The organism is Sulfitobacter sp. HI0129 (genome assembly GCF_001635395.1).
GTDB lineage: Bacteria > Pseudomonadota > Alphaproteobacteria > Rhodobacterales > Rhodobacteraceae > Sulfitobacter.
In genome coordinates this window covers 1-6,778 of record NZ_LWGH01000548.1, presented here as the reverse complement: position 1 = coordinate 6,778, position 6,778 = coordinate 1, and the positions used below count along the sequence as shown (strand labels likewise).

Annotated in this window: 4 protein-coding genes; 1 reads left to right on the top strand and 3 read right to left on the bottom strand. The window is 62.0% G+C overall.

Annotated features, from left to right (window positions below):
* From purL to A3764_RS14855, 3 genes are all read right to left on the bottom strand, one after another.
* The coding region (gene purL, locus A3764_RS14865; protein WP_067951714.1) for a phosphoribosylformylglycinamidine synthase subunit PurL at positions 1 to 1,683 on the bottom strand (1,683 nt) is incomplete at its 3' end.
* 296 nt (positions 1,684 to 1,979) lie between these two features.
* Complete coding sequence (locus tag A3764_RS14860; RefSeq protein WP_067928704.1) at positions 1,980 to 2,420, bottom strand: SRPBCC family protein; 441 nt, start codon at positions 2,418 to 2,420, stop codon at positions 1,980 to 1,982.
* Between the two features lie 259 nt (positions 2,421 to 2,679).
* Positions 2,680 to 3,585 (bottom strand): LysR family transcriptional regulator, encoded by a 906-nt coding sequence (locus tag A3764_RS14855; RefSeq protein WP_067928701.1) that lies wholly within the window; start codon positions 3,583 to 3,585, stop codon positions 2,680 to 2,682.
* A 168-nt stretch (positions 3,586 to 3,753) separates the two neighbouring features.
* On the opposite strand from A3764_RS14855, the gene A3764_RS14850 reads away from it, so the two are divergent.
* Positions 3,754 to 6,778 (top strand): indolepyruvate ferredoxin oxidoreductase family protein (locus A3764_RS14850; RefSeq protein ID WP_067951713.1); only part of this gene is annotated, 3,025 nt, incomplete at its 3' end.

Below are 6,778 nucleotides of genomic sequence, written 5' to 3'. Positions count from 1 at the left end.
AACATCGCAGCCGATGATCTCGTCCACGTGATCGATCAACCCCACGGCCCCGATGGTGGGCGTGGGCAGGATCGCCTGACCGTCCGTTTCGTTGTAAAGCGATACGTTGCCCGACACGATGGGCATGTCGAGTGCTGCCACCGCAGCGCCGATGCCTTTCACGGCGCCCACGAACTGCCCCATGATATGCGGCTTCTCGGGGTTGCCGAAGTTGAGGTTGTCCGTCGTGGCAAGGGGCCGCGCGCCCACGGCGCTCAGGTTGCGGTAGGCTTCGGCCACCGCCTGCTTGCCACCCTCGAACGGGTTCGCCTTAACGTAGCGCGGCGTCACGTCCGAGGTGAAGGCGAGCGCCTTGTCGGTGCCGTGCACGCGCACGATGCCCGCACCCAGACCGGGCTGGCGGGCGGTATCGGCCATGACCATCGTGTCATATTGTTCGTAAACCCATGCTTTCGACGCGAAGTTGGGGTCGCAAATCAGCGCGCGCAGCCCATCAACGGGGTCGATTCCGACAACGTCCTGCAGGGGTGCCGCGGGCGGTGTCTCTTCCCACGGACGATCGTATTCGGGCGCGGTGCTGGCCAGTTTGGACAGCGGCAGATCGGCCTTCATCTCGCCGTTCAGCATGATGATGAAACGGTCTTCGGGAATGGTCTCGCCCACGATGGCGAAATCGAGATCCCATTTGTCGAAGACCGCCTTCGCCTCGGCTTCCTTTTCGGGGCGAAGGACCATGAGCATGCGTTCCTGGCTCTCGGACAGCATCATCTCGTAGGCGGTCATGCCGCTTTCGCGTACGGGAACCGCTTCGAGGTTGAGCCGGATGCCGAGGCGGCCCTTGTCGCCCATTTCCACCGCCGAACAGGTAAGCCCCGCCGCACCCATATCCTGAATCGAGATGACGGCACCGGTGGCCATCAGTTCCAGCGTCGCCTCCATCAGGCGCTTTTCGGTAAAAGGGTCGCCGACCTGAACGGTGGGGCGCTTTTCCTCGATCGTGTCGTCGAATTCAGCCGACGCCATTGTCGCCCCGCCTACGCCGTCGCGCCCGGTCTTGGCACCAAGGTAAACGACCGGCATGCCCACGCCCGAGGCGGCGGAATAAAAAATCTTGTCCGCATCCGCGAGACCGGCGGCGAAAGCGTTGACAAGGCAATTGCCGTCATAGGCCGCGTCAAAGCGCACCTCGCCCCCCACGGTCGGCACGCCGAAGCAGTTGCCGTAGCCGCCCACGCCGGCGACGACCCCGTGGACCAGCTGGCGGGTCTTGGGGTGGTCGGGCCGCCCGAAGCTGAGCGCGTTCATCGCCGCGATGGGCCGCGCGCCCATGGTAAAGACATCCCGCAGGATGCCACCCACACCCGTGGCCGCCCCCTGATAGGGTTCGATGTAGGACGGGTGGTTGTGGCTCTCCATCTTGAAGACCAGCGCCTGCCCGTCGCCGATGTCCACGACGCCCGCGTTCTCCCCCGGCCCGCAGATGACCTGCGGCCCGTCGGTGGGCAGGGTGCGCAGCCATTTCTTCGAGGATTTATAGGAGCAATGCTCGTTCCACATGGCCGAAAAGATGCCGAGTTCTGTGTAGTTCGGATCCCGTCCGAGGATCTTCTGGACTTCGGCATATTCGTCGGGGGTGAACCCGTGCGCGGCGATCAGGTCTTCCGTGATGGCAGGTTCGTTCATTCTGGGCCCCCAACGTCTGTCGCGGGTCTCTTAGAGGATGCGGCGGGGGCTGGAAAGGGGCATCCCCGTCGCTCCGCGTGAAGAACCATTTTGGATCGACCCCGACCAGCTGAAGACGGAAATTTGGGCGCATGCCCTCACCCTCTTCCAAATGGTTCAAAATCCCCGCCGGAGGCATCTAAATCTGATGGCGCCCCAAAGAGTTTTCTTACCTTCGGTGAGGATTTTTTGCCATTTGGAAGTGGGGACCGGCACCCCTGCGGGATCAACGCGCGCTTCCCGGGTGCCTATGGTTGCTAAGTTCCGGGCGCCCCGTGTCGCGAGGTGTTTTCGACATGTGATTTGAAACTGTCCAAGATCGCCTGCCAGCCGTCGCGCTGCAGATCTTCCGGATGCTCATCCTCGGGGTCGAACAGGGTCGTGACCAGCGTCCCGCCGGTCTTGGCCTCAAACGTCGTGCGGGATTTGCGCCCGTCGTCCAGAATGAGGGTCAGTGCTTCTGGCGGCACGACCTCTTCGTAGGTGCCGCCAAAGTCGAAGCCCATGCTTCCGTCCTTCGCTTCCATGCGGGCGCTTTGTCTGCCGCCGGGGCGCAGGTCAACCTCTGCGCGCGGGCAGCACCAGTCGGCGCTGGCGAAGTTCCACCGGGTGATATGCTCCGGCGTGGTATAGGCGTGCCATACCTCTTCGATAGGGGCGTTCACGAGTGTTTCGACGCGGATCGGGTGCTTGGTCATGGCAGTATTCGCCGGAGGAATTGCGTGGTTCCCAGTCTATGCCCGGGGTGGGGGTGCGGCAATATCTATTCGAAAGTCGTACCGGAAACCGGATAAGCAAAAAAAAGGCCGAGCTCAAAGCTCGGCCAAGTCCAACAGGGAGGTATGAAGAAAGGCGACAGCCTCAATCTTCATGATGCTCAATTAGTCAGCACATCTGCACCGATCAAGGCAAATCCTTCGCGCAGTGCAGCATGTCCGCTATGCAGTCCGCGCATAACTACAGGTTTCCTTTTTCCCGCAATTGCTTACGGTACATTATGATCTCTTCCTGTACAAAGTCACGGAAGGCCGCGACTCGCTTGGATTGGCGCAATTCCTCGGGGTAGGCGAGGAAAACAGGAACGTCGGCTGATTCGATATCCGGCAGCACCTGCACCAGTTCGGGGAAATCCTGAAGCAGATAATCCGGCAGAACCCCGATGCCCAGGTTGTGCAGAACGCCCTGTAGGACGCCGAAGTAGTTGTTTACCGTCAAAAGCGAGCGAACGTCGTTCAACAGCAGCTGATGGATGAGCTGCGTGCCCGCGCTGACCTGATCGCTGTCGGTGTTCTGGCAGATCAGCCGATGTTCGGACATGTCCTCGATCTTCTGCGGGGTGCCGCTGTTCTTGAGGTAGGCGGGGCTGGCGTAGAGGCACATACGCACCGTCATCAGCCGCTTGCGGATGAGATCGGCCTGCGATGGCTCCTTCATGCGGATCGCCACGTCGGCTTCCCGCATGGGCAGGTCGAGCACGCGCTCCTCCAGCATCAGGTCGACCTTGAGGTCGGGATACTTCTCGTAGAGCTTGGGCAGGCGCGGCGCCAGCCAGAGCGTGCCGAAACCGGTTGTGGTGGTCACGCGCAGCTCGCCGAAGACTTCTTCTTCGCTGTCCCTGATGCGCGCCGCGGCGGCATCGAGCCGCTTCGTCATGGCGCTGGTCGCATCGAACAGCAGTTCGCCCTGTTCCGTCAGAATGAGTCCGCGCGCGTGTCGGTGGAAGAGGTTCGTGTTGAGCTGTTCCTCCAACCCGCGCACCTGCCGGGATACCGCCGATTGCGACAGGTTCAGCTTGTCCCCCGCATGGGTGAGGCTGCCCGCATCCGCGACCGCGTGAAAGATCCTGAGTTTGTCCCAGTCCATGTGGCTCACTTTCCTAGTTTCACCGATTTCCCGACCGGAGTCAGGCAGAGCGGCAGGGAACTTATTGCACAACTGCAAGGCTGCGCAAAATATCGGGTATGCAGGTCAGTATTTATGACCTATAATCTCATAAGTTGGTACGTGTAACGACGACCGAGGGAGGACGCCATGACCACGCAGAAAATCTCACTTAATGACCGCTTCGATCTGGACAAGAGCCCGGTGCTGCTGAACGGCACACAAGCGCTGGTGCGGATGATGATGATGCAGTCCGCACGGGATCGCGCGGCGGGGCTGGAGACGGCCGGATACGTCACCGGCTATCGCGGATCGCCCCTTGGGGCGGTCGATTTGCAGATGATGAAGGCCGAAAAGAAGCTGGCCGAACATCACGTCAAGTTCCAGCCGGGCCTCAACGAGGATCTGGCGGCGACCGCGCTCTGGGGCAGTCAGCAGGCGGAACTTCGCGGAGAGGGGAGATACGACGGCGTTTTCGGGCTTTGGTATGGCAAGGGTCCGGGGGTCGACAGATCCGGCGACGTGATGCGCCATGCCAATATGGCCGGCACCTCGAAGAACGGCGGTGTCCTGATGGCCATGGGCGATGACCACACCGGCGAATCCTCCACCGTTCTGCACCAGTCGGAATGGGCCATGGTAGATGCCTATATGCCCGTCGTCTCCCCCGCGGGCGTGCAGGAGATCCTTGATTACGGCATCTATGGCTGGGCGCTGTCGCGCTTCTCAGGCCTCTGGGTCGGGCTGAAGACGATGAAGGACACCGTGGAGGCCACCAGCGTCGTCGACGGCGACCCGCACCGGATGAAGCTGGTGACGCCGGAGTTCGACATGCCCGAAGGCGGGCTCAATATCCGTCTGGTGGATACGCCGCATCTGCAAGAGGCGCGGATGATCGACTACAAGCGCTACGCCGCCGAAGCGTTCAGCCATGCAAACAAGATGGACAAGCGCGTCTGGGGCAAGCGCGGCGCCAAGATCGGCTTTTGCGCGGCGGGCAAGAACTGGCTCGACCTCGTGCATGCGCTGTCGCTTCTCAACATCGACGAGAACGAGGCCGAGCGGCTGGGCATCACCACCTACAAGATCGGCCAGACCTTCCCGCTGGACATGCATGGTTTCCACGACTGGGCCGAGGGTCTCGACCTGATCGTCGTGGTGGAGGAAAAGCGCAAGCTTATCGAGGTGCAGGTCAAGGAAGCCCTGTTTTCCGATACCCACCGCCGTGTCTACGGCTGGCACAAGGGCGGGGGTGCTGGAATGGAACACGGCGAGGAGCTGTTTCCGACCCGGGGCGCGCTCGATCCGATCTGGATCGCGGAAAAGCTGGGCGGCATCCTGTTGGAGGAGGGTCGCGAAACCGATGGCATCCGCGCCGGGTTGGAAGCGCTGAGCGATGCGCGCCGCGCCGACAACGCCGAAGATATCGCGGCGCGCTTGCCTTATTTCTGTTCGGGATGCCCGCATAATTCATCGACCAAACTGCCGGAAGGCAGCCGTGCCTATGCGGGTATCGGGTGTCACTACATGGTTCAGTGGATGGACCGCGAAACGACCGGTTTCACCCATATGGGCGGCGAGGGTGCGAACTGGATCGGCGAAGCGCCATTTTCCAAGCGCGATCATGTTTTCCAGAACCTCGGGGATGGCACCTACAACCATTCGGGCGTTCAGGCGATCCGCGCTGCTCTCGCGGCCGGCACGAACATCACCTACAAGATCCTCTACAACGACGCTGTCGCCATGACCGGCGGGCAGCATAATGAAGGCGATCTGGACGCGCATCGCATCGTCGAGGAACTGAAGGCCATGGGGGTGAAGAATATCGCCGTGGTCTACGACGAAAAGGAAGACGTGGACCCCAAAGCCTTCAAGGGCGTCGAGGTGCATGAGCGCGCCGAGCTGATGAAGGTGCAGGACGCCTTTACCAAGCACGAAGGCGTCAGCGCGATTGTCTATATCCAGACCTGCGCCGCCGAAAAGCGCCGCCGCCGCAAGCGGGGGCTGTTCCCCGATCCGGACAAGCGCATTTTCATCAATGAAGACGTCTGCGAGGGCTGTGGCGACTGCGGTGTGCAGTCGAACTGTGTCTCTATCGTGCCCAACGAAACGGAACTTGGCCGCAAGCGCGCCATCGACCAGTCGTCCTGCAACAAGGATTATTCCTGTGTGAAAGGCTTCTGCCCTTCCTTCCTGACACTCGAAGGGGCGCAGGTCCGCAAGGATCCGACGACGGAGGTGAAGATACCCGATCTGCCGCATCCCGACCTGCCGGAGATCGAGGGCACGCATAACGTCGTGATCACCGGGGTGGGCGGCACCGGCGTGGTGACCATCGGCGCCCTGCTGGCACAGGCCGCGCAACTGGACGGCAAGGGCGCGGGGATGATGGAAATGGCGGGCCTCGCCCAGAAGGGCGGCGCGGTGCATATCCATTGCCGCATCGCCGAAAAGCCGGAAGACATCAGCGCGATCCGCGTGGCCACCGGCGAAGCGCATGCCCTGATCGGCGGCGATCTGGTGGTCTCTGCCGGGCACAAGACGCTGGGGCTGACCCGCCCGGGCCGGACCGGGGCGGTCGTCAATTCGCACCAGATCATCACCGGGGACTTCACCCGCGATACCGAATTCCAGATGCCCTACGACCGGCTGTCGCTCGCGCTGGAGGCGCGCATGAAGGATGCGGTGACGATGTTCGATGCCAGCGATCTGGCGAAGACCACGCTGGGGGATTCGATCTTTTCCAACATGATGGTGTTGGGCGGTGCGTGGCAGCGGGGTCTGCTGCCCCTGTCGCTGGAGGCATTGGAAGAGGCGATCCGCCTCAACGGTGCGGCGGTGGAGCGCAACCTGCGGGCCTTTGAACTCGGGCGCTGGGCGGTGCTTTACCCCGAAGAGGCCGCGCGCCTGTCGGAGCCCAACGTCACGCAACTGCCGAAATCGCTGGAGGATCGCATCGCCTTCCGCGTCGATCACCTGATCCTTTATCAGGGCAAGCGCTTGGCACGCCGCTACCGCGAGATGCTGGAACGCACGTCGGACCCGGACCTGCGCGAAGCCATGGCGCTGGGTTATCACAAGCTGTTGGCCTACAAGGATGAATACGAGGTCGCGCGGCTTCTGTTGACCAGCCGGGACAAGGCCCGTGCCGAGTTTGACGGCGATTTCAAGATGT

Bases quoted from the DNA above. Each gene is read 5' to 3' on its own strand.
- A3764_RS14860 (WP_067928704.1), bottom strand. From the start codon at position 2,420: ATGACCAAGCACCCGATCCGCGTCGAAACACTCGTGAACGCCCCTATC.
- A3764_RS14855 (WP_067928701.1), bottom strand. From the start codon at position 3,585: ATGGACTGGGACAAACTCAGGATCTTTCACGCGGTCGCGGATGCGGGC.